At 66.5% G+C, this 19,985-nt stretch carries 18 protein-coding genes; 5 read left to right on the top strand and 13 right to left on the bottom strand.

Features of this window, described 5'->3' with window-relative positions:
• The first annotated feature begins 34 nt into the window (after nt 1–34).
• Nucleotides 35–1,066: an aminoglycoside phosphotransferase family protein gene (locus JOE41_RS18000; protein ID WP_209753139.1), complete on the top strand. Its 1,032-nt coding sequence runs from the start codon at nt 35–37 to the stop codon at nt 1,064–1,066.
• On the opposite strand, the gene JOE41_RS17995 is transcribed toward JOE41_RS18000, so the two are convergent.
• The 11 genes from JOE41_RS17995 to dxr form a co-directional block, all read right to left on the bottom strand.
• Nucleotides 1,063–2,487: a pyridoxal-dependent decarboxylase gene (locus tag JOE41_RS17995; protein WP_209753138.1), complete on the bottom strand. Its 1,425-nt coding sequence runs from the start codon at nt 2,485–2,487 to the stop codon at nt 1,063–1,065. The genes JOE41_RS18000 and JOE41_RS17995 overlap by 4 nt on opposite strands.
• 66 nt (nt 2,488–2,553) lie before the next feature.
• Nucleotides 2,554–3,348 carry a TSUP family transporter gene (locus JOE41_RS17990; protein WP_209753137.1) on the bottom strand — a complete coding sequence of 265 codons (795 nt, stop codon included), beginning with the start codon at nt 3,346–3,348 and terminating at the stop codon, nt 2,554–2,556.
• 17 nt (nt 3,349–3,365) lie between these two features.
• On the bottom strand, nt 3,366–5,177 hold the full coding sequence (locus tag JOE41_RS17985; protein WP_011691268.1) for a proline--tRNA ligase: 1,812 nt from the start codon (nt 5,175–5,177) through the stop codon (nt 3,366–3,368).
• A gap of 455 nt (nt 5,178–5,632) precedes the next feature.
• Nucleotides 5,633–6,382: a hypothetical protein gene (locus JOE41_RS17980; protein ID WP_209753136.1), complete on the bottom strand. Its 750-nt coding sequence runs from the start codon at nt 6,380–6,382 to the stop codon at nt 5,633–5,635.
• Nucleotides 6,383–6,422: 40 nt separating this feature from the next.
• Nucleotides 6,423–7,310, bottom strand: coding sequence for a GNAT family N-acetyltransferase (locus JOE41_RS17975; protein ID WP_209753679.1), 888 nt, complete (start codon nt 7,308–7,310; stop codon nt 6,423–6,425).
• The gene (ispG, locus tag JOE41_RS17970) at nt 7,273–8,439 is read right to left on the bottom strand and encodes a flavodoxin-dependent (E)-4-hydroxy-3-methylbut-2-enyl-diphosphate synthase (protein WP_011691265.1); all 1,167 of its coding nucleotides are present in this window, start codon (nt 8,437–8,439) and stop codon (nt 7,273–7,275) included. The genes JOE41_RS17975 and ispG overlap by 38 nt, the downstream gene beginning before the upstream one ends.
• Nucleotides 8,440–8,487: 48 nt before the next feature.
• Nucleotides 8,488–8,781, bottom strand: a complete 294-nt coding sequence (locus JOE41_RS17965) for a YciI family protein (RefSeq protein ID WP_011691264.1) — start codon at nt 8,779–8,781, stop codon at nt 8,488–8,490.
• A 42-nt stretch (nt 8,782–8,823) separates the two neighbouring features.
• Complete coding sequence (locus JOE41_RS17960; RefSeq protein WP_209753135.1) at nt 8,824–9,300, bottom strand: hypothetical protein; 477 nt, start codon at nt 9,298–9,300, stop codon at nt 8,824–8,826.
• Nucleotides 9,297–9,971: a MarR family transcriptional regulator gene (locus tag JOE41_RS17955; RefSeq protein WP_209753134.1), complete on the bottom strand. Its 675-nt coding sequence runs from the start codon at nt 9,969–9,971 to the stop codon at nt 9,297–9,299. The genes JOE41_RS17960 and JOE41_RS17955 overlap by 4 nt, the downstream gene beginning before the upstream one ends.
• Before the next feature lie 105 nt (nt 9,972–10,076).
• Nucleotides 10,077–11,408: an RIP metalloprotease gene (locus JOE41_RS17950; RefSeq protein ID WP_011691261.1), complete on the bottom strand. Its 1,332-nt coding sequence runs from the start codon at nt 11,406–11,408 to the stop codon at nt 10,077–10,079.
• Nucleotides 11,409–11,426: 18 nt separating this feature from the next.
• Entirely contained in the window at nt 11,427–12,611 is a 1,185-nt protein-coding gene (dxr, locus tag JOE41_RS17945) for a 1-deoxy-D-xylulose-5-phosphate reductoisomerase (RefSeq protein ID WP_209753133.1), read from the bottom strand.
• A 120-nt stretch (nt 12,612–12,731) separates the two neighbouring features.
• On the opposite strand from dxr, the gene JOE41_RS17940 reads away from it, so the two are divergent.
• Nucleotides 12,732–14,207 (top strand): lipase maturation factor family protein, encoded by a 1,476-nt coding sequence (locus JOE41_RS17940; RefSeq protein ID WP_209753678.1) that lies wholly within the window; start codon nt 12,732–12,734, stop codon nt 14,205–14,207.
• Here the strand turns inward: JOE41_RS17940 and JOE41_RS17935 are convergent.
• Both JOE41_RS17935 and JOE41_RS17930 read right to left on the bottom strand, forming a co-directional pair.
• The gene (locus JOE41_RS17935) at nt 14,199–14,885 is read right to left on the bottom strand and encodes a response regulator (protein ID WP_011691258.1); all 687 of its coding nucleotides are present in this window, start codon (nt 14,883–14,885) and stop codon (nt 14,199–14,201) included. The two genes, JOE41_RS17940 and JOE41_RS17935, sit on opposite strands and share 9 nt — an antisense overlap.
• Nucleotides 14,882–16,534 (bottom strand): sensor histidine kinase, encoded by a 1,653-nt coding sequence (locus JOE41_RS17930; protein ID WP_052309655.1) that lies wholly within the window; start codon nt 16,532–16,534, stop codon nt 14,882–14,884. The genes JOE41_RS17935 and JOE41_RS17930 overlap by 4 nt, the downstream gene beginning before the upstream one ends.
• A gap of 256 nt (nt 16,535–16,790) precedes the next feature.
• Here JOE41_RS17930 and JOE41_RS17925 point away from each other — a divergent pair, with 256 nt between their 5' ends.
• Genes JOE41_RS17925 through JOE41_RS17915 form a run of 3 tightly spaced genes read left to right on the top strand, consistent with a single transcriptional unit; the run spans nt 16,791 to nt 19,944 of the window.
• Complete coding sequence (locus tag JOE41_RS17925; protein WP_011691256.1) at nt 16,791–17,798, top strand: tripartite tricarboxylate transporter substrate binding protein; 1,008 nt, start codon at nt 16,791–16,793, stop codon at nt 17,796–17,798.
• Nucleotides 17,795–18,307: a tripartite tricarboxylate transporter TctB family protein gene (locus JOE41_RS17920; RefSeq protein WP_209753132.1), complete on the top strand. Its 513-nt coding sequence runs from the start codon at nt 17,795–17,797 to the stop codon at nt 18,305–18,307. Before JOE41_RS17925 ends, JOE41_RS17920 begins: the two co-directional genes overlap by 4 nt.
• Entirely contained in the window at nt 18,307–19,944 is a 1,638-nt protein-coding gene (locus JOE41_RS17915) for a tripartite tricarboxylate transporter permease (RefSeq protein WP_209753131.1), read from the top strand. Before JOE41_RS17920 ends, JOE41_RS17915 begins: the two co-directional genes overlap by 1 nt.
• Nucleotides 19,945–19,985: the final 41 nt, after the last annotated feature.

The raw sequence follows: 19,985 nt of genomic DNA, 5'->3' as shown, positions 1-19,985 counted from the left end.
TGCCGGGGGCGGTCCAGCAGTTACGCTGGATCCGATGAAACCGCCCGCAGATGTCCCGATCCCGCCCGACCTTAGCCGCCGCTACAGCCGGACCAGCGGCGGACGTGCCTGGCTGGGGTCACTCCAGGGACTGATCTGCGGACGCCTGGAGCGGTGGGACCTTGAGGTGGACCTCGAACCGGGCCAGTTGCCGTGGAACGGCCACGGCGGAGTGGTTGTCCCGGTCACCCGGAAGGGCGTCCCGGCCGCCCTGAAGGTTGCCTACCCGCACGACGAAGCCCGGGTTGAGCGTTTCGCCCTCCGGCTCTGGGATGGCCAAGGCGCGGTACGGCTCCTGGAGTCCGACGCCGGCACCTGTTCCATGCTGTTGGAGAGGCTGGACGCCGGCTGCTGCCTCCAGCAGGTTCCAATGGAAACGGCCGTGGAAGTGTGGGGCGGCCTGACACGGCAGTTGAGCCTCATGCCGGACCAGCGCCCGGAGTGGCAGGAATTCCACCATGTGGCCGCCCGCGCGGAGCAGTGGAGCGATGATCTTCCGGCGGACTGGGAGCAGCTCGGCAGGCCCTTTCCCCGTTGGCTCCTGGAGGCCGCCTTGGAAGTGTGCCAGACCCGCGGAGCCGTGGGCCGCCGTGGCGGGACCGATGTGCTGGTCAACACGGACTTCCACTACTTGAACATCCTGGCCCGGCCGGAGGGCGGTTTTGCCGCAATTGACCCGCAGCCGATGATCGGTGAAGCCGAGTTCTCCGTGGCGCCGCTCCTGTGGAACCGCATCCGCGACCTCCCCCGCAGCAACCCCGGCCGGGGATTGCTGGACAGGTGCCGTGAGTTCAGCGCCGCCGCAGGCCTTGATGCCGAGGTGGCCCGGCAATGGAGCCTCGCCCGTGAAGTTGAAAACGCGCTCTGGTATGCCTCGCGCCCCCTCCACGATGGCGACCTTGCGCGTTCACTCTGGGTGGCGAGCACGCTGGCCGGGCGAACCCTTGGCGGACTGCCGGCAGCCCATGACCTTCCGGCACCGGGGGAAGCAGCACCCGGCCAAGCGGCCGGACAGGCTTTGTCCTAGCTCCGGACTGCTGCCAGGGCCTTCCGCACCGCGTCGACCGCCGCTTCGACATCGGCGTCGTCGGTTGTCCAGTTGCTCACCGAAATACGCAGGACATCCCGCCCCTGCCAGCGGGAACCGGACATCCACACGAGGCCGTCCTCGATGATCCGGGCCGTCACCGCCCGCGTGGTGGCGTCGTCGCCGAACGCCAGCGAGACCTGTGTGTAGGCGACGTCGTTGAGCACTTCAACACCGTCCAGTGCCGACAGCTGCCGCGCCAGCTGCGAGGCCCGGCTGACCAGGTTCCGCACCTGCTCAGCAACACCGTTCCGGCCAAGGGACTTCAGCGCCGCCCACACCGGAACGCCGCGTGCCCGGCGGGAAAGTTCCGGCACGGTCTGGAAGGGGTCCGGCGCCGAACCGGCATCGCGAATCATGTAGCTGGGGTTGACGCTCAACGCCGCCTCCAGCGCTTCCGTGTCCCGCACGGCAACGATGCCGCAGTCGTAGGGCACGTTGAGTGTCTTGTGCGCATCGGTGGCCCACGAGTCCGCCAGGTGCAGCCCGGCGGTGAGGGCGGCGAGCTCCGGCACCGCGGCCGCCCAGAGCCCGAAGGCACCGTCAACATGCACCCATGCGCCGTGTGCCTTCGCCACGGTGACCGCCTCGAGAAACGGATCGAACGCACCGGAATGCAGGTTTCCGGCCTGCAGGCAGACGATCGGCGGTGCAGGAGCCGTTCCCCCCGCACCGCCCGATGCTTTGACCAGGGCGCGGTCCAGGGCACAGTCCAGCTCCGCCGGATCGATGCGGCCCTGCCGGTCCGAAGGCACCGCGACGGGGTGCCCCATGCCCAGATACCGCAGCGCGAGGTCGATCGAGTCATGGCGTTCCTGCCCCACCAGGCAGCTGACAGCCGGAGCTCCGGCAAGCCCGGCGGCGTTGACGTCCCAGCCGGCTTTCTCCAGGACGCGCCAGCGCGCGGCGGAAAGGCCGGCGAAGTTGGCCATCGTCGCTCCGGTGACGAATCCGACGTCGGCCGTTTCGGGCAAGCCCAGCAGGTCCAGGAACCAGCTCCCGGCGGCCGCCTCGATGACCGCGGTGGCCGGCGTGGCAGCGCGGAGGAACGAATTCTGGTCCCAGGCGCTGACCAGCCAGTCTGCCGCCATGGCGGCGGGCAGGGTGCCGCCGATGACCCAGCCGAAGAAGCGGCCCGAGGGCATTGCCATGAGGCCGGGTTCCGCCTTGGCTGCGAGGTAATCGATCACGTCGCCCGCCGGAAGGCCGGTCTCGGGCATCGGGCCGCCGAAGTCGGCTTCCAGCTCCCCCGCTGTGGCCCGCGGCCCGACGTGGCGGGTGGGCTGGCTTTCCAGCCATTCATTGGCATGCCGGGCTGCGGCGCCCAAGGCGGCCCGGAAAGGTTCGTCCCCTGTTGACATAGGAGCATGGTACGCCCGCTCCCCTCAGGCCGGGAGGGTCTTTTCTGTCACCTTCGGCTTAAGTGCCTAGGCGAAGGTGTCCTGCCAGATGTCGTAGCCCAACTTGAGGATCAGGGCGCCGACGACGGCCATGAAGACGTTGCGGATGAAGGTGCTGCCCTGCTTCACCGCGGTCCGCGCCCCGAGGTAGCCGCCTGCCATGTTGGCGAGCCCCAGCACCAGTCCCACGCCCCACATCAGGGAGCCGTGCGGCAGGAAGAAGATGAGAGCGCCGGCGTTCGTGGCCATGTTCACGATTTTTGCCTTGGCGCTGGCTTCAAGGAAGGCGTAACCCATCGCGGACACCAGGGCGATGATCAGGAATGATCCCGTCCCGGGCCCGATCAGGCCATCGTAGAAGCCGATGGCCGCTCCAATGAGGCAGGCCACCACGTAGTGTGTCCTGCCGTCGTGGCGGAGCGAGGTCAGGTCGCCGACATTGGGCTTGAACGCCGTGAACAGCGCGACGGCCACCAACGCCGCCACGATGATGGGCTTGAAAACACTCGCCGGCAGGGTGGCGGCCAGCACGGCACCGCCGAAGCTCCCGGCCAGCGCGATAACGGCCATGGGGATGGCCGTCCGCAGGTCGGGCCGGACGCGACGGTAGTACGTCACCGCGCTGGTGGTGGTCCCGAAGATCGACCCCATCTTGTTAGTGGCAAGGGCCTGGACCGGGCTGATGCCCGGCACCAGCAGCAACGCCGGGAGCTGGATGAGCCCCCCGCCGCCCACCACGGCATCAATCCATCCTGCGGCGAAGCCCGCCACGATGATCAGGATCAGCGTGGCGGGCTCCAGCGACTCGAATCCCGAGATCACTCCTTCAGCCGCGCGGGTTACTTGCTGCGGACGGCGTTGACGACGTAGTCAACAGCCTTCTCAACTGCCACGTTCTCTGCCTCACCGCTGCGGCGGTCCTTGATCTCCACGACGCCGTCCACCAGCCCGCGGCCAACGGCCAGGATGGTGGGCACGCCAATGAGTTCCGCGTCGCCGAACTTGACGCCCGGGGACACCTTGGGGCGGTCGTCGTAGATGACCTCGAGGCCGGCGGCTTCGAGCTCGAGTGACAGCTGTTCGGCGGCGGCGAAGATTTCCTCGCCCCGGCCCACAGCCACAACGTGGACATCGGCAGGAGCCACTGCACGGGGCCAGACCAGGCCTTTGGCGTCGTGGTTGGACTCGGCCAGGGCAGCGACGGCACGGGTGACGCCCACGCCGTAGGAACCCATGGTGACCACCACCTGCTTGCCGTTCTGGTCCAGGACCTTCAACTCAAGGGCCTCGGCGTACTTGCGGCCAAGCTGGAAGATGTGGCCCATCTCAATGCCGCGTGCGGTTTCCAGCGGGCCGGAACCGTCCGGGGCTTCATCCCCGGCGCGCACTTCCGTGCACTCGATCACTCCGTCCCAGCCGAAGTCGCGGCCGGCCACAAGGCCGAAGACGTGCTTGCCGGCCATGTTGGCTCCGGTCACCCATGCGGTGCCTTTGACGACTCGGGGATCCACCAGGTACAGCAGCTTGGCGGCACCTTCCAGGCCGAGAAGCGGCGTGCCGAGGGACATTCCCGGGCCGAGGTATCCCCGGACGATCAGGGGGTTGCGGGCGAGGTCTTCCTCGCCCGCGGCTTCCACGGTGATCTCGCCGGCGACCGGCAGGTAAGCGCCGATGTTGGCCTCAACCCGCTTCAGGTCAACACCGCGGTCACCGGGTACGCCAATGACGACGATCTGGCGCTCACCGGTGGGCAGGGTGACGGCCAGGACGACGTTCTTGAGCGTGTCAGCGGCCGTCCATGCGCCGCCGTCGTTCTCATCGCGCGGAACCAGCTGGTTTGCCGCGTCCACAAGAGTGTCGATGGTGGGGGTGTTCGGGGTGTCCCGGATCTCGGCTGCAGGCGCATTGCTGAAGTCGATCTCAGCCGGGACCACAGTGGTGACGGCTTCAACGTTGGCCGCGTAGCCGCCGGCGGACCGCACGAAGGTGTCTTCGCCGATCTCGGTGGGGTGCAGGAACTCCTCGCTCCGGGAGCCACCCATGGCTCCCGCCGTGGCAGCCACCGGAATGACCTCAAGGCCGAGGCGTTCGAAGATCTTCAGGTAGGCGGCGCGGTGCGCGTTGTAACTCGCGTCCAGGCCGGCGTCGTCGACGTCGAACGAGTAGGAATCCTTCATGATGAACTCGCGGCCGCGCAGCAGGCCCGCGCGGGGGCGGGCTTCGTCGCGGTACTTGTTCTGGATCTGGTAGATGCTCAACGGAAGGTCTTTGTACGAGGAGTACAGGTCCTTCACCAGGAGGGTGAACATTTCCTCGTGCGTCGGGGCCAGGAGATAGTCCCCGCCCTTACGGTCCTTGAGCCGGAAGATGCCCTCGCCGTACTCGGTCCAGCGGTTAGTGGCCTCGTAGGGCTCCTTGGGCAGGAGCGCCGGGAAGTGCACTTCCTGGGCGCCAATGGCGGCCATTTCCTCGCGAATGACCTTCTCCACCTTGCGCAGCACGCTCAGGCCGAGCGGCAGCCAGGTGTAGATGCCCGGTGCTGCCCTGCGGATATACCCGGCGCGGACCAGGAGCCGGTGGCTCGCCACTTCGGCGTCGGCGGGATCTTCGCGCAGGGTGCGCAGGAACAGCTTGGAAAGTCGAAGGACCACGGGTAGGAATCCGTTTCTTGGGAGGTGCCTGTTCAGATGACGGGCTTGGCAAATTCGTCTGGGTACTAATCTACCGTGGCGCGGCGGGTGCCGGGTTCCCGTCGGCAGGCCGCCGGGAACCGGAGTCAATGACCCTGCCGCCCGCGCGTTCCCGCGCCGGACGGAGAAGAGCCACGCCAGAACTGAAAGGAAGCCCCTGGCCGTTGCCGGCTGGTCATCCTGTTTTGGCGTGGCTCTTACGGCCCGTCGGACCCAGAAGTCCGGAGGAAGCGCTAGGCGTGCCTGCTGGGAAGGTCAACGTCCAGTGCCATCTGCTGATTTCCCCCTGAGACCGCACGCACCCCATCGGCGCGGCTAGGAAGAACTTATGTGATCCACGGCACCATTACAAGAGTCGTCACGCAGTTTTCGGCTGTTGACTCTGTGTTACCGCGTGCGTCCCGGTGGACGGTCCGCTAGTCAATGAGGGTAGCCGCCTGGTCCAGCAGGGCTTCAGCCGACGTCAGGTCGGACGAGGTAACGCCCGTCCCGGAGGCCTGCGCCGAGATCAGGACGCCGCCTTTGACGGCAAAGGACATCACCGTTCTCTGGGTGGCGCCCGTGGGCAGCGTGACGTCCGTCTGCATGGCGATGGCGCCGGGAGTGGCGGCACTGCTGTCAAGCCGTGTGGTCTCGGCTGTCATGGACATTCCCTGGATGTTCATGATGATGCTGCTGCAGTCCTCGATCTCGCTACTGCGACGGGCAAGCGTCTGGTCCAGTTGCTCCTTCGCCACCCCTGATACCAAGGAGAGCGTCTGGGTGAGTTCCGCCGATGAAGAAGTGGAGGCACCCACCGCCATGGTGGTGTTGCTGTCCGGCTTGATGGCAGCCCCGGTGGCGATGGAATTGCACTCGGCCGGTTCCACCTGCACATCGGTCATGAGGGACATCATCTGGTCGAGCGCCTGCGAGACCTTGTCGGCAGGCAACACGGAGAGGGGTGCGCTGGCTGAGTCTTTGACGGATCCGGCGATCTCCGCGAGTTCGTCAGAGGTCAGCATGGTGAATGCAGCTTCCGGTGGCGTGGGGCTCGGGGTGACAGAGGCGGCGGACGTTTCCGGGGACGCCCCGGCGTCAACAGGGGCCGCAGGACCGCCGCAGGCGGACAGGCCAAGCACCAAGAGGGCAGAGGCCCCAAAAAAGCGCACAACGGACGTATTCATTTATCCCCCAATAAGTTCGAACGCCGGCCGTTGGGGCCAGCTAGAACAGAACTGTAGCGAACGTGCCTACCTGGTGGAAGCCAACTCGTTCGTAGGTGGCCCTCGCCCGGGCGTTGTAGTCATTGACGTACAGGCTGGTGACCGGCGCCAATTTCTGCGCCAGCAATACGACGGCGGCCATATAGCCGGCGCTGAGTCCAAGCCCGCGGGAGGAGGGGTTCATCCAGACGCCCTGGACCTGGGTCACGTCGGGAGTGACGGCGCCCAGTTCGGCCTTGAACATCACCTGGCCGCCCTGGTCGAGGTGGACGAGGGAATGACCTTGTCGGATGAGGCCTTCCACGCGCCTGCTGTAGAACTCGCGGCCGCCCAGGAACGGCGAATAGCCGACTTCTTCTTCGAACATGGCGGCGCAGGCGGGAAGGATCCTGTCGAAGTCGGCGAGCTGGCCGATGCCCAGGCTCGTGTTCGCCTGTACGGCCGGCGGCCCGGCGATGGTCATCAGGGGCTGGTCCGCCCGGACCTCGTGTGCCTGCTGCCCGAGCTGCTCCAGTTGCTCGTACATGGCCAGGACAGTATCCGCGGGGCCGAAGATGGAGGCGAAGCGGCGGCCGGAACGTTGCGCATGCTCGGCGACAAGACCGGCGAGTTCCGGGTCCAGCTGGACGGGAACAAGGTTTGCCCCGGCCCAGCACGCGCCCACCAGGGCGTCGCCGTCGAACACGCCAAAAATGCTGGCCCCGCCCACGGTGGGCGCGGCCGTCCCTGTCGCGGCCAGGTGCGACAGGATGAACACGTTGGCCACAACGTCTGCCCGGGCCAGTTCCCGCAGTTCGGCAGTGTCCGGCCCGGACAGGACCCGGATTGATATGCCGGGCCCGGCAGTCTCCTTACGAGACGCTAACCACGGGGCTACCCTTGACAGCATCTTCGCCATCGGCCTCCCCCATCTCTTCAGCGATTCGCATGGCCTCTTCGATCAGTGTCTCAACAATTTCGCTCTCAGGGACAGTCTTGATGACCTCCCCCTTCACAAAGATTTGTCCCTTGCCGTTACCGGAGGCCACGCCGAGGTCGGCTTCGCGCGCCTCGCCCGGGCCGTTGACGACGCAGCCCATGACGGCCACGCGCAACGGGATCTCCATGCCTTCCAGCCCCGCTGTGACCTGCTCGGCGAGGGTGTAGACGTCCACCTGGGCGCGGCCGCAGGACGGGCAGGAGACAATTTCGAGCTTGCGGGGGCGCAGGTTGAGGGACTGCAGGATCTGGTTGCCAACCTTGATTTCCTCGACGGGAGGGGCCGAGAGGGAAACGCGGATGGTGTCGCCGATGCCCCTGGACAGGAGTGCGCCGAAGGCGGTGGCGGACTTGATGGTGCCCTGGAAGGCCGGTCCGGCCTCGGTAACGCCGAGGTGAAGGGGCCAGTCGCCCTTTTCTGCCAGCATCTCGTACGCGGCGACCATGATCACGGGGTCGTTGTGCTTGACGGAGATCTTGAAGTCGTGGAAGCCATGCTCCTCGAACAGTGAGGCTTCCCAGACCGCTGACTCCACTAGGGCCTCGGGGGTTGCCTTGCCGTACTTCTTCAGGATCCCGGGCTCCAGGGATCCTGCATTGACGCCGATCCGGATGGAGGTGCCGTGGTCCTTGGCGGCGCGGGCGATCTCCTTGACCTGGTCATCGAACTTACGGATGTTGCCGGGGTTGACGCGCACCGCAGCACAACCCGCCTCGATGGCGGCGAAGACGTACTTGGGCTGGAAATGGATGTCCGCGATGACGGGGATCTGGGACTTCCGCGCGATGATCGGCAGGGCTTCCGCATCATCTGCGGAGGGGCAGGCCACGCGCACGATGTCGCAGCCCGAGGCCGTCAGCTCGGCAATTTGCTGCAGCGTGGCGTTGATGTCCGTAGTGGGCGTGGTGGTCATCGACTGCACGCTGATGGGCGAATCCGAGCCGACGCCCACCGAGCCCACCTTGATCTGGCGGGTCTTCCTGCGCGGGGCAAGGACGGGCGGCGGTGCTGACGGCATTCCCAGGCTGACCGAGGTCACGTGGACTCCTATTTATATCGAAGTTCGATGGTGTGTGGTGCCGGCGGGCTAGGCGGCGTGCTCGGCCAGGAGGCCGGTCACCGGGTTCCATTCCGTGGTGCGCGTGCCTGCGATGACGTTGCCCGAGGCGAAAGGATCCTGCTTGAGGATACCGTTCAGTGCATTTTCGTCTGCGGCCTTGAAGATCAGCAACGCACCGGCGCCGTCGCCGTAGGGTCCGCTGGCCAGGAGCGCGCCTTCACGGGCAAGCCCGGCGGTCCATTCCCGGTGTGCCGGACGGGCGGCGTTCCGTGCTTCGGTGGACTCGGCGGCGTATACGTACTCAACAGCAAAAACAGTCATATGGATACCCTATCGCCATGCCCGCCCGAGTACGTATCCGGTTCAGCCGAGGAAGAGGATCTTGGCGAGGGCGGCAACCCCGGCGGCCCACAGCATGGACGTCAGCGTACCGATGATGAACCTTTCCGCGGCAACGGGAGTCTCCTTCAGCTCTGCGAAGCGTCCCAGGCCCTTGATGGCCACCACATAGGCGATGGCCACCGGCTGGCCCGCCAGGATGGCCAGGCACACCGCCAGCCTTTCCAGGACGCCGATAATGGCACCGCCACGCAGTATCCGCGTGGTGGTCGCCAGCTGGGCGGAGGCCTTGTCCGCCGCGGCCTTGTGCGCCGCGGCATTGTCCACCGTGACATCCGCGGCGGGGTCGTCAGCGGACTCGCTGGCCGCCCGGTCTTCGGCTGCCCTGGCCGCGTCCGCTTTGTCGTCGATGGTCCGGGCCAGCCGGAACACCAGTGCCGTGACTGGCCAGCCGGCGAAACCCGCAGTCAGCAGGGCGAGCGTAATCCAGAGAGCGTTCACCTGTGTCCTTCCAGGACAGCATCATGGGCAAGGGCCAGGAGCATCTCAGCGGCAGGCCTCGCCGCCCATTCTTCCTGCCAGCCGGACCTCAGGACGGCACGGCTCACCGATTGCTCCGTGATTCCGAGTTGTGCGGCTGCGAGCTTCTGGCTGCCGTGCCTGGCTGACCCGTCGTGCTGCAGTCCGCGGAGGGCGTCCACCACTTTCCATTGCGCCTCCGTGCGGTCCTGCACCAGCCGGCCAATCAGACGCAGGACTGCCTCGGCGTTCGCGCAGGCCCTGATGCCGGGCCCGGCCTCAGGGTTAGCCGCTCCGCCGCGGTGGAGTCCGCCGGACACCACGGACAACGGAACATGGGCGGCAGCGGACTTGGCTTTTTCAACCGCCAGCCGGGCGGCGACGAATGCGGGCCCGGATCCTTCCCGCGGGCTGGCCGGCAGCGGGAGGTCGACGGCGCCGACTCCGATTCCGACGTACCACTGGCCGCTCCGCAGGCAGTGAAGGGCGATGTCCACGACTTCCGCCGTTTTTTCCACGACGCCCTGGACTTCGTCCCCGACGGAGCGTTCGAACCTGCCCGCGGTGGATGTCCGGTACAGCTCGGCAAGGAGGCCGGGCACGCGGTCCCGGTCACCGGTGCTGCCCCGCTGGTCGATGGTGAGCACGTACATGGGGCAACCATAACCGACTGATTTTCCAATATCAATCGTTTTCAGCTGATTTATGAAAATAAGTCAAAAGGAGCTGATGTTAGGAACAAAGCCGCTTGGAGCTGATTACCCGAAGAGATTGACGGGCTTGACGATGTCCGCATAGATCAGCAGCGCACTCATGCCCATGAGCAGCGCGGCGACCACGTACGTCACCGGCAGGAGCCTCGCGATGTCAAACGCACCGGGGTCGGGCCGGCCGAACAGCTTGGCCACCCGCCGTCGGGCTCCCTCATACAGCGCCCCGGCCACGTGGCCGCCGTCCAGCGGCAGCAGCGGAACCAGGTTGAACACCGCCAGCGCGAAGTTCAGTCCGGCAAGCAGGCCCACCAGCGCGGCGAGCCTGGACTGCAGCGGAACCTCCTCCATGGCGGCGACTTCACCCGCTACCCGGCCCACGCCAACCACGCTGATGGGTCCGTTCGGATCGCGCGGTTCTTCGCTGAAGGCCGCCTTCGCAACGCCCACCACCCGTGCCGGGAGATTCAGGACGACGCCGGCAACCTGCCGGATGTTTTCTCCCGCCATGGGCAGGACGGACGACGCCGGCTGGGCAACCAGCGCTGTTTGGGCACCGATCCCCAGGAACCCGACTTCCTGGTACTGGAGGGTTCCGTTGGCATCAGTGGCCTGCCGGCCGTCGGCGCCGACGACCGGCCGGGCCGAAAGCACCGGAGTCACCGTGGTGGTGACAGGCGAGCCGTCACGTTCCACGGTGATGCTGACTTCCCGGCCTGCGGACGCACGGATCCAGCCGGTGAGTTCATCCCAGCTGGTCACGGCTTTGCCGTCGAAGGAGGTAATGGTGTCGTTCGGTTTGAGTTGCGCCGCAGCCGCGGGCGTGGGCTTGCAGTCGGCGGAGTCCGGATCCACGGTCTCCCCGGCCTTCACCTGGCACTTGGAAACGTCCGCGATGGTGGTGGTGGGGGTGCTGATCCCGAAGCCCATCAGCAGCACGGCCGTCAGCGCCACGCCGATCAGCAGGTTCATCGCAGGCCCGCCAAGCATCACGATGACTTTCTTCCACACCGGGAGCCGGTAGAAGACCCGTTTCTCGTCGCCGGGGCCAACTTCCTCGTGCGCCATGGAACGCGCCTCGGTGGCGAGGGTCTGGAACATGCCGGTGCTGGAGGGCCGTACCGTGCCGTCGTCCTTGTTCGGCGGGTACATCCCGATCATGGACACGTAGCCGCCCAGCGGGATGGCTTTGACGCCGTACTCGGTTTCCCCCCTGCGTTTTGACCACAGGGTGGGGCCGAAGCCGATCATGTACTTGGTGACGCGCACCTTGAACAGCTTGGCGGGAACGAGGTGACCCACCTCGTGCAGTGCGATGGAGACGGCGATGCCGATCGCCACAAAGACGACACCGAGAATGAAGAGAATGACGGGACTCATGCGTAGATCTGCTGCTTCCTAGAGACTGCTCACTGCTAAACGTTCGTGGGTGCGCGCTCGTGCCCACGCTTCAGCATCCAGCACGGACTCAACTGTCAGCCCGGAAGATCCTGGGTGTTCGCTGAGTACCGCTTCGATGGTATCCACAATGTCCGTAAACCGGATCCGGCCCGCGTGGAAGGCCATCACGGCCTCTTCATTGGCCGCGTTGAAAACGGCAGGGTATGTGCTCCCCTGCTTGGCAGCGTCTTTGGCAAGGTTTACGGCCGGGAATGCCTCGGCGTCCAGGGGTTCGAAGGTCCAGCTGGTGGCCTGGGTCCAGTCGCACGGTGTGGCAGCCTTCGGCACCCGGTCCGGCCAGCCGAGGCCGAGGGCGATGGGCAGGCGCATGTCCGGCGGCGAAGCCTGGGCGATGATGGAGCCGTCCACGAACTGCACCATGGAGTGGACCACGGACTGCGGGTGGACCACCACGTCGATCCGGTCCAGCGGGATATCGAACAACAGGTGAGCCTCGATTACCTCCAGCCCTTTATTCACCAGGCTGGCGGAGTTGGTAGTGACCATCAGCCCCATGTCCCAGGTGGGGTGCGCCAGGGCCTCCTCCGGCGAGACGTTGTGGAGTTCCTCGCGGGTCCTGCCGCGAAACGGGCCACCCGAGGCGGTCAGGATGAGCCGGTCCACCTCGGCAGCGGTCCCGGAACGCAGGCATTGCGCGATCGCCGAATGTTCGGAGTCCACCGGGACGATCTGGCCATCGCGCGCGGCCGCCTTCACGAGGGCGCCGCCGACGATCAGCGACTCCTTGTTGGCCAGCGCAAGGGTGGCACCGGATTTCAGGGCCGCGAGGGTGGGTGCCAGGCCGATGGAGCCGGTGATGCCGTTGAGCACCACGTCGGCTTCGATTTCCGCGATCCGGGTTGACGCGTCCGGCCCGGTGATGATCTCCGGTCGGTAGCCTGCCACGCCGGTGGCGCGGGCGGCGTCGTCAATCAGGCGCTGCAGGGCGGTGGCGTCGCCACTGGCCGTACCGACGGCCTTGGCCTTCGTATGGACGGCCTGGCGGGCAAGGAGTTCCAGGTTGCCGCCGCCTGCGCTCAGTGCCACAACCTCGAAAAGGTGCGGGGCGCCGTCGACGACGTCAATCGCCTGGGTGCCGATGGAACCGGTGGATCCGAGGAGAACGATTCTGCGTGGCTGCATCCGTTAAGTATCCCGCACGTCAGCGCACCCGCGGGCGGCACGGACTCGGGACACCGCATCCGCCGGCGGCATGTGCCGCGGGACATTGACGCGGTGCGCGTCAGGCGTAACGTGAACAACGTGGAGTGGGCCGCATGGTTCGATGCGCCGGAGTACGAATTCGCCCGGCAGGTGCTGCAGCGCGGCGTTGCCACACTTTTCCTGGTGGCGTTCCTCTCCTGCCGCAACCAGTTCCCGGCGCTGCTCGGAGAGCGCGGCCTGCTCCCTGTCCCGGACTATCTGGACAGTTTCAGGCGCCGCCGCCGGCCCAGCCTGTTCCTGTGGCGCTATTCGGACCGGCTGCTGCGGCTGGTCTGCTGGTGCGGCATGGCCATTTCGGCCACTCTCGTCCTGGGGCTTCCGCAGCTGGGACCTCCCTGGCTGCCGATGATCGCCTTCCTGGCCCTCTGGCTGCTGTACATGTCGATCGTGAACGTGGGACAGACTTTCTACGGGTTCGGCTGGGAGATGCTTCTGCTGGAGGCCGGCTTCACTGTGGCGTTCCTCGGCTCGGACCAGACGCCGCCGCCGCGGACGATCCTGATCCTGCTGGTCTGGCTGCTGTTCCGGCTTGAGTTCGGTGCCGGGATGATCAAGATCCGCGGTGGCAGCGAGTGGCGTGACCTGACCGCACTGTATTACCACCACGAGACCCAGCCGATGCCCGGCCCCTTAAGCCGGCAGGCCCACCTTCTGCCCAAGCCCCTGCATCGGATGGAGGTCCTGGGCAACCACTTCGCCCAGCTGGTGGTTCCCTTCTTCCTTTTCGCCCCGCAGCCGCTGGCCGGCGTCGCCGCGGGCATCGTCATCTTTACCCAGCTGTGGCTGGTGGCGAGCGGAAACTTCGCCTGGCTCAACTGGATGGCCATCCTGCTGGCCTTCGCCGCAGTCAGCGATCCGGTGGCCCATGCGGTGCTGCCCGTTATCCCGCTGGACTGGCATACGTACGGTTCAACAGACAGTTCCGGCGCCGGTGCGCAGACCCCGGTGTGGTGGCTCGCCGTCGTGCTCGCCGTCACCGTGCTCCTGCTGGTGCTCAGCTACTGGCCGGCCCGGAACCTGCTGCAGCACCGTCAGCTGATGAACGCCAGCTTCAACCGCTGGCAGCTGGTGAACACTTACGGCGCCTTCGGAACGGTGACCAAACTGCGGATCGAGATCGTGGTGGAGGGCACCCTCGACGCCGAGCCGGACGACGACTCCGACTGGCGGGAGTACGCATTCCGCGGGAAACCCGGTGACGTCCGCCGGCTGCCGCGCCAGTGGGCCCCGTACCATCTCCGGCTGGACTGGCTGATGTGGTTCCTGCCCCTGCGCACCGTCCACGAGGAGTGGTTCTACGCCTTCCTGGCCAAGCTCCTGGAAGCCGACGGTGCTGTGCTGCGGCTGCTGCGCCAGGACCCGTTCGACGGCGCCCGCCCCCGGTGGGTGCGCGTCCACAGCTACCTGTACCGCTTCGCGAGCCGGGCCGAATACCGCGAGACGGGCCAGCGATGGATCAGGACCCTGCTGTACGAGGCCATTCCGCCGCTGTCCCTCCCGCCGGGGTCACGCTGACTTGAGGGCGTAGCGGCGCTCCGGACGGCCAGCACCGTATTTCAGGCGCACTTCGACCCTCGCCTCATCGTGGAGGTATTCGAGGTAACGGCGGGCGCTGACGCGGGATGTGCCCAGCAGGTCCGCGACTTCGGCCGCCGAAAGATCCGCTTCGGCGGACTCCAGTACGTCCACCACCCGGCTGAGGGTCTCCGGGCTGCACCCTTTGGGGAGGCGGTTTTCCGTGCGTTCCCCGCGCTCGGTGCGCTCCAGCCCGAAGACCCGGTTGACGTCGGATTGCTCGGCGACGTCCTTGGCAAGGTCCAGGCCCTGGTAGGCGCTGCGATAGTGCTCCAGCCGCTCCTGCAGGTCCGCCTGCGAAAACGGCTTGATCAGGTAGTGGACGATGCCGCCACGCAGCGCCCGGCGCACGGTTTCCACCTCGCGGGCCGCGCTGATGACCAGTACGTCCAGTTCCGGCGCGGTTGCCCTCAGCCTGCCCATGAGGTCGAGGCCGTTGATGTCGGGCAGGTGGATGTCCAGAAGGACAAGGTCAGGCTGCAGGCGTGCGGTTTCCGCGATGGCCTGGGCTCCGGTGTGCGCAACCCCGACGACGGCGAAACCCGGCGTTCGCTGGATGAAGCCGGCGTGGACTTTTGCCACCATGAAGTCATCATCGACGATCAGGACATTGATCATGCCCGGGTCCCCTTTCCTGTGGCCGGAGCCGTGCGTGCCGGCCCGCCTTCTGCCGGCGTCCCTTTCAGCGGCGTACCTTTCAGCGGCTTCCTTTTCAGCCGCGCCGTAAAGACTGCCCCGCCGTCGTTGGCCACTGCAAGGTCCCCGCCGCTACGCCGGCAGACCACCCGCGAGAGTGCCAGGCCAAAGCCCCGGCCGCCGGCCGGGCCGGGCTGCTTGGTACTGAATCCCTGCCGGAAGATCTCGTCGGCGGCCGCGCCGTCAATGCCCGGCCCGGTGTCCCGGACGGTCACGACCACTTCCTCGCGACGATCCTCGACGAGGACCCGGACCGATGCCTCGGCGGCTCCCGTGACGGCGTCGAGTGCGTTGTCCACGAGATTCCCCACAACGGTGGTCAGGTCACGCGAGAGCTCGTCGCCCACCGGCGACAGCGACGAAGCGGGGTCCAGTTGCAGCGGCACGCCGCGTTCCGCCGCGAGGCTTGATTTGGCGATCAGCAGGGCCGCGAGCGCCGGGTCCTGGATGCGGCTGGTCACATCATCATTCAGGCGCGTCCGGTCCACCGTGACTCCGTTGACGAACTGCACGACGGAATCGTACTCGCCGATCTGGATCAGCCCCGAAATAACGTGCAGCTGGTTGGCGAATTCATGGGCCTGCGCCCTGAGCGTGTCCGTTGCCGTCCGTGTGGTGCCCAGTTCGCGTTCCAGGGACGAAAGCTCAGTCCGGTCACGCAACGTCGCGACAGAACCCATCACCCTGCCCCTGGAACGGATCGGCACCCGGTTCAGCACCACCAGGCGCTCCCCCACGAGCACCATCTGGTCCTGCCCGGGCTGCTCGCCGGTCAGCACTTCCTTGAGCGCCGGCTCAACGGGCAGTCCGGCCAGATCTTTGCCCACGCAGTCTGCCGGCAGGCCCAACAGTGCCCGGGCGCTGTCGTTGGCCACGGTAATCCGTCCGTGGAGGTCCAGCGCCACCACGCCTTCCTTGAGTCCATGCAGCATCGCTTCGCGGTTCTCCACCAGGCCCGAGATTTCGCTTGGCTCCATGCCGAGGGTCTGCCGCTTGACCCTGCGGGACAGCAGCAGGGAGCCGGCAACACCCAGGACGCTGGCAACTCCCAGATAGGTCAACAGGTTGGGGACGGCATCCCCCAGGCGCTCCCACGTGGACGGGTAGTTCCGGCTGATGGACGCAATGCCAATCATGGTCCCGGAGTCGTCAAGGACCGGCACGTGGGCTGAAAGCACGGGGGTGGCCGTTCCGCCCACCACGCCGGTCCAGGCCCGGCCTTCCATGACCCGGCTCGCACCGAGTTCCAACGGCCGGCCGAGCAGTCCAGGATCGGACGAGGCCACCACGGTGCGGTCAGACCGGGCGAGTGCCACCTGCGCGGAACCGGAAACGGTGCGGACCGACTCGGCGACGGCGGACAGTGCCGCGCTGCCGCGCGGTTCGGCCGAGGGAAGAAGCGCACGAACGGCGGGATTGCTGCCCAGCGCCTCAGCCGCGGACAGTGCCCGGCGCCCCTCGATCCGCTCAAACGCGGCGGCCGACTGGGCCAGCGAAATGGCAACGACGGCGACGAGGACCGCCAGGACAATCAGCAACTGCAGGACCAGGTACTGCCCGGCGAGGGACATTCCTCTTCGTCGAGTCACTGTGGTTCTTTCCTCTGGTGGGTGGGGTACCGGAACTATACCCCAGCGTGCCCTGCCGGGCAGACGCGCAAGCCGCCCGTCCGGAGCCTCCGGTGGGACCGCGGAAACGTGAACGAAATGAACTTAACTTTCTCTGCGTACACAAGAGTGATGCCTGTCACTTCCGCGCCTAGCATCAGAGCACCGGTCAGTCTTGCTGACTAGCTTTACCGAGAACTTTACTGAGAAGAGGAACACCATGCGCCAGAACCGCGCATTGCGAATTGCCGCCGTCGCTGCCGGCATCGCCCTGATGGCCACCGGCTGCGGTGCCACCGGCAAGAGCTCAACGAGCGGCAGCTCCAGCGCCGCTGCCGGACCCGTCACCGGGCTGCAGATCCTGGTCCCCAATACGCCCGGCGGCGGCTACGACACCACCGCGCGTGCCGCCGCGAAGGTTCTCGACGACGAGAAGATCGCCACCAACACTGAAGTCTTCAACCTCGCCGGGGCCGGGGGCACCGTGGGCCTGGCCCGCGTGGTCAACGAAAAGGGCAACGGCGACCTCACGATGCTGATGGGCCTGGGCGTGGTGGGTGCCAGCTACACCAACAAGTCCGCGTCCAAGCTGACGGACACCACGCCGCTGGCCAAGCTCATTGAAGAGCCCGGCGCCATCATGGTCAGCAAGGATTCGCCCTACAAGACCATCGATGACCTTGTGAAGGCCTGGAAGGCGGATCCGGGTTCCATCGCCGTCGGCGGCGGCTCCTCGCCGGGCGGCCCTGACCACCTGCTGCCCATGCAGCTCGCAGGCGCCGTGGGGATCGACGCCACCAAGGTCAACTTTGTTTCCTACGACGGCGGTGGCGACCTGCTCCCGGCCATCCTCGGCAACAAACTCGGCTTCGCTGCCTCGGGCGCCGGTGAATACCTCAAGCAGATCGAATCGGGCGAAGTCCGTGTGCTGGCTACCAGCGGCGCAGAGCGGCTGGACGGCGTTGACGCCCCCACCCTGAAGGAATCCAACATCGACCTGGTCTTCACGAACTGGCGCGGCATCGTTGCCCCTCCCGGAATCAGTGACACCGACAAGGCAGCCCTCATCGCAGCCCTCGAGAAGATGCACGGTACCGCTGCCTGGAAGGAGACCCTGAAGACGCACAGCTGGACCGACGCTTTTGTCACCGGTGACGAATTCAAGACCTTCCTGACCGAGCAGGACAAGCGGGTGGCGGACGTCCTCACGAAGCTTGGCTTGGCGTGAGTTCCTCACCCACGGTGGCCTCACGGCTCAAAGGCCGCTCCGAGCTGGGGGTCGCCCTCCTGCTCGGAGCGGCCGGGGTCATGGTCTTCCTTGACGCCTACGGCCTGGCGACACCCTATTCCAAGTCGGACCCGGTGGGTCCCAAAACGGTCCCCTTCATCGTGGCCGGCCTGCTCATCGTCTGCGCCGTGCTGCTGGCAGTAAATGTAATGCGCGGCGGCAAGGGCGAGGCTGAAGGCGGCGAGGACGTTGACCTGGCGCACCCGGCGGACTGGAAAACCGTGCTCCCCCTGGTTGGCGCCTTCGTCGCGAACATCCTCCTCATCGACTGGGCCGGCTGGGTGATTTCCGGGACGGTGCTGTTCTGGGGCAGCGTGTGGGCCCTCGGCGGACGGCACTACGTCCGTGACGGCCTCATCTCACTGGCCCTGTCCATCCTGACCTTCTACGGCTTCTTCCTGGGCCTCGGCATCGCATTGCCCGCGGGCTTGCTGGAAGGGATCCTCTAATGGACGTCTTCTCCTCCCTCATGGACGGGTTCGCCACCGCGCTAACCCCCATGAATTTCCTCTACGCAGTCATCGGTGTGGTCCTCGGTACGGCCGTGGGAGTCCTCCCGGGCCTCGGCCCGGCAATGACCGTGGCCCTGCTGCTTCCGGTCACCTACGCCCTGGAGCCGACCAGCGCCTTCATCATGTTCGCCGGCATCTACTACGGCGGCATGTATGGCGGCTCCACCACCTCCATCCTGCTCAACACACCCGGTGAGTCGTCATCGGTGGTCACCGCCATCGAAGGCAACAAAATGGCGAAAGCCGGGCGGGCGGCACAGGCTTTGGCCACCGCCGCCATCGGTTCCTTTGTTGCCGGCACCATCGGTACCACGCTGCTCGCCGTCTGCGCGCCGATCGTGGTCCAGTTCGCCGTCAGCCTGGGCTCCCCCAGCTACTTCGCGATCATGGTGCTCGCCCTGCTGGCCGTCACCGCCGTGCTGGGTTCCTCCCGGCTGCGCGGGTTCGCGTCGCTGGGCCTGGGCCTGGCTATCGGCCTCGTGGGCATGGATTCAGTCACTGGCCAGCAGCGCCTCACGTTCGGGATGCCGCTCCTGGCCGACGGCCTGGACATCGTGGTGGTGGCTGTGGCCATCTTCGCCGTCGGCGAGGCACTGTGGGTGGCTGCGCACCTGCGACGCACTCCGATGAACATCATCCCTGTAGGACAGCCCTGGATGGGCAAACAGGACTGGAAGCGGTCCTGGAAGCCCTGGCTCCGCGGTACGGCTTTTGGGTTCCCCTTCGGAGCACTTCCCGCGGGCGGCGCCGAGATCCCCACTTTCCTGTCCTACGTGACGGAGAAGCGGCTCTCCAAGCATCCCGAGGAATTCGGCCACGGCGCCATCGAGGGTGTTGCCGGGCCGGAAGCCGCCAACAACGCCGCGGCGGCAGGCACGCTGACCCCCATGCTTGCCCTTGGCCTGCCCACCAACGCCACGGCCGCCGTCATGCTGGCAGCTTTCACGTCCTACGGCATCCAGCCCGGGCCGCAGCTGTTCGCCAGTGAGGGGCCGCTGGTCTGGGCGCTGATTGCCAGCCTCTTCATCGGCAACTTCCTGCTCCTGATCATCAACCTTCCGCTGGCACCGGTCTGGGCAAAGCTCCTGCAGCTCCCTAGGCCGTACCTCTACGCCGGGATCCTGTTCTTCGCTACGCTGGGCGCCTATTCGGTGAACCTGCAGGCATTCGACCTGGTCCTGTTGCTGGTGCTGGGTGCGTTGGGCTTCATGATGAGGCGCTTCGGGCTCCCCGTCCTGCCGCTGGTCCTGGGTGTGATCCTGGGGCCGCGCCTGGAAGGCCAGCTGCGCAAGACCCTCCAGCTCAGCGCCGGCAATCCGGCCGGGCTGTGGAGCGAACCGATCGCCGTCGGGATCTGGGTCATCGTGGCGATCATCCTTCTCTGGCCGCTGCTGTTCATGCTGATCCGCCGCAACCGCCCGATGCGCAGCCCACTGCTTCCCGCCACTTCCGGCGCAGCCGAACCGCGGGAAGTTAGCGGCAGCGTCAGCCACGCCAGCCGCCGTGCGGACAGTTCGTCCGGCGACGGCCACAGCGACGGCGACGGCGACGGCGACGGCGATGGCGATGGTTAGTCAGGGCCGGCCACACGATGAACCAGTGACAAACAAGTACA

The organism is Arthrobacter sp. PvP103 (assembly GCF_017833075.1).
GTDB lineage: Bacteria > Actinomycetota > Actinomycetes > Actinomycetales > Micrococcaceae > Arthrobacter.
The sequence above is the reverse complement of the archived record's forward strand: the minus strand, read 5'-3'. Positions and strand labels throughout refer to the sequence as shown.